Consider the following 2,672-nt stretch of genomic DNA (forward strand, 5'->3'; position numbering starts at 1 on the left):
GACCACCAGGATGCCGTGCTTGTCGCAGATGCGCTGGATCGCCGGCCAGTAGCTCGACGGCGGCACGATCACGCCGCCGGCGCCTTGCACCGGCTCGCCGATGAAGGCCGCCACCTTGTCGGCGCCGACCTCGAGGATCTTCGCCTCCAGCCAATCGGCCGCGCGCACGCCGAAGGTCTCGCGGTTCATCCCCTGACCGTTCTCGAACCAGAACGGCTGCTCGATGTGCACGATGCCGGGAATCGGCAGCCCGCCCTGCGCATGCATGCCGCTCATGCCGCCGAGCGAGGCGCCGGCCATCGTCGAGCCGTGGTACGCGTTGTTGCGGCTGATGATCACCGTGCGTTCGGGCTGGCCGAGCACGTCCCAGTAGCGCCGCACCATGCGCACCACGGTGTCGTTGCCCTCGGAGCCGGAGCCGCTGAAGAACACATGCTGGAACTGCGGCGGCGTCACCTGCGCCAGCAGCTCGGCCAGCTCGATCGCCGGCGGCGTCGCGGTCTGGAAGAACGAGTTGTAGAACGGCAGCTGCTTCAGCTGCGCGGTCGCCGCGTCGATCAGCTCCTGGCGGCCGTAGCCGACGTTGACGCACCACAGGCCGGACATCGCGTCGAGGATCTTGTTGCCCTCGCTGTCCCACAGGTAGATGTTGTCGGCCTTCGTGATCACGCGCGAGCCCTTGGCCGCGAGCGACTTGAAGTCGGTGAAGGGGTGCAGGTAGTGCGCCGCATCGGCGGCCTGCCACTGCGCGGTACTGCGGGTGGTTTCAGTCATCGCAAGGTCTCCGGGTTCGGTCAGACGTGGAGGAGAAGGTGCTCGCRCTCCCACGGCGAGATCACCTTCATGAACTCGTCGTGCTCGATCTCCTTGACCTCGGAGTAGACGGTGATGAACGGCTTGCCCAGCACGTCGTGCAGGTCCTTCTCGTCCGCGAGCCAGCCCAGCGCCTCGCTCAGCGAGCGCGGCAGCTGGTACTCCGACAGGTAGGCRTCGCCCTTGCACTCGGCGGCCGGCTCGATCCTGTTCTTGATGCCGAGGTAGCCGCAGGCGAGCGTGGCGGCGAGCGCCACGTAGGGGTTCGCGTCGGCCCCGATCACGCGGTTCTCGACGCGCCGCGCCGCCGGCGTCGCCACCGGCGAGCGGATGCCCACCGTGCGGTTGTCGGTGCCCCATTGGATGTTGATCGGCGCCGCAGTCGAGCGTGCGAGCCGGCGGTACGAGTTGACGTAGGGCGCGAACAGCGCCATCGCCGCCGGCGTGTACTTCTGCAGCCCGCCGATGTACCAGAAGAACTCCTTCGACGGCGAGCCGTCCTCGTTGCTGAAGATGTTCTTGCCGGTCAGCTTGCTGACGACGCTCTGGTGCACGTGCATCGCGCTGCCCGGCTCGTTGGCCATCGGCTTGGCCATGAACGTCGCGTACATCTCGTGGCGCAGCGCGGCCTCGCGGATCGTGCGCTTGAAGAAGAACACCTCGTCGGCCAGCCCGAGCGGGTGGTCGTGGAAGAAGTTGATCTCCATCTGGCCGGCACCGAYCTCGTGGATCAGCGTGTCGACGTTCAACTCCATCTGCTCGCAGTAGGCGTAGATGTCCTCGAACAGCGGGTCGAACTCGTTCACCGCATCGATCGAGTACGCCTGGCGCGAGGTCTCGGCGCGGCCGCTGCGGCCCTTCGGCGGGCGCAGCGGCTGGTTCGGGTCGGTGCTGCGCTCGATCAGGTAGAACTCCAGCTCGGGCGCGACCACCGGGTCCCAGCCCTCGGCGGCGTACAGGTCGCAGATGTTGCGCAGCACCGAGCGTGGCGCGTACGGAATCATCTTGCCGTCGCGGTCGAAGCAGTCGTGGATGACCTGCGCGGTCGGGTCGACCGCCCACGGCACGATGCGCACCGTGCTCGGATCCGGCCGCAGGTGCATGTCGCGGTCGGTCGCGTGGATCACGTCGTAGTACGGGCCTTCCTCGGGGAATTCACCGGTGACGCCGATCGCGACGATGGCCTCGGGCAGCCGCATGCCGCGGTCCTCGGTGAATTTCTCGCGCGGCAGGATCTTGCCGCGGGCCACGCCGGTGAGGTCGGGCACCAGGCACTCGATCTCGGTCACGCGGCGGTCGTTGAGCCACTGTTCGAGGTCGCTGAAGTTGAAGTTGTTCTTGTCCACCATGGGATCACCTGTTTGATTCGTTGGCCGCAGGTCAGGATGACCGCGGTTGGGTCGAGCGTCAGGGCAGGGTGGAACGCACCTAACGGTCGGGGTCGCGGTGCGGCTCCCGGTGGCGGTCGCGGAACGACTGGCAGGCGGYGCCGAAGGCCTTGAACAGGCGCAGCGAGATCGGGTTCTGCGCGGCCTGCCATTCGGGATGCCATTGCACGCAGAGGTTGAAGGACTTGGCCTCGGCCATCGAGAAGGCCTCGACCAGGCCGTCGGGCGCGCGCGCCTCGACGCGCAGGCCCGGCGCGAGCTTGTTGACGCCCTGGCCGTGCACCGAGTTCACCTGGAAGCTCGGCTTCTCGATGATGCTGGCCAGCGTGCCGCCGGGCACCACGGTGACCTCGTGCGCGAAGTCGTAGACGACCTCGGGCGGCGCGTCCTTCAGGTGCGGCGCGCCGCGGTGGTCGCGCTGGCCGGGCACCTCTTGCACGGCCTGGTAGAGCGAGCCGCCGAGCGCGACGT

3 protein-coding genes are annotated in these 2,672 nt (G+C 67.8%); all 3 read right to left on the reverse strand.

The annotated features are described in order from the left end of the window. Positions 1 to 774, reverse strand: a 774-nt coding sequence (locus tag AC1D01_RS29090) for an aminotransferase class III-fold pyridoxal phosphate-dependent enzyme (protein WP_477872612.1), incomplete at its 3' end; no start/stop codon positions are given. A gap of 20 nt (positions 775 to 794) precedes the next feature. Then, positions 795 to 2,162, reverse strand: a complete 1,368-nt coding sequence (locus AC1D01_RS29095) for a glutamine synthetase family protein (protein WP_477872614.1) — start codon at positions 2,160 to 2,162, stop codon at positions 795 to 797. Positions 2,163 to 2,241: 79 nt separating this feature from the next. Continuing rightward, positions 2,242 to 2,672: gamma-glutamyl-gamma-aminobutyrate hydrolase family protein (locus AC1D01_RS29100; RefSeq protein WP_477872616.1), on the reverse strand; the 431-nt coding region annotated here is incomplete at its 5' end.

It is taken from the genome of Rhizobacter sp. P3_B12, from assembly GCF_056402895.1.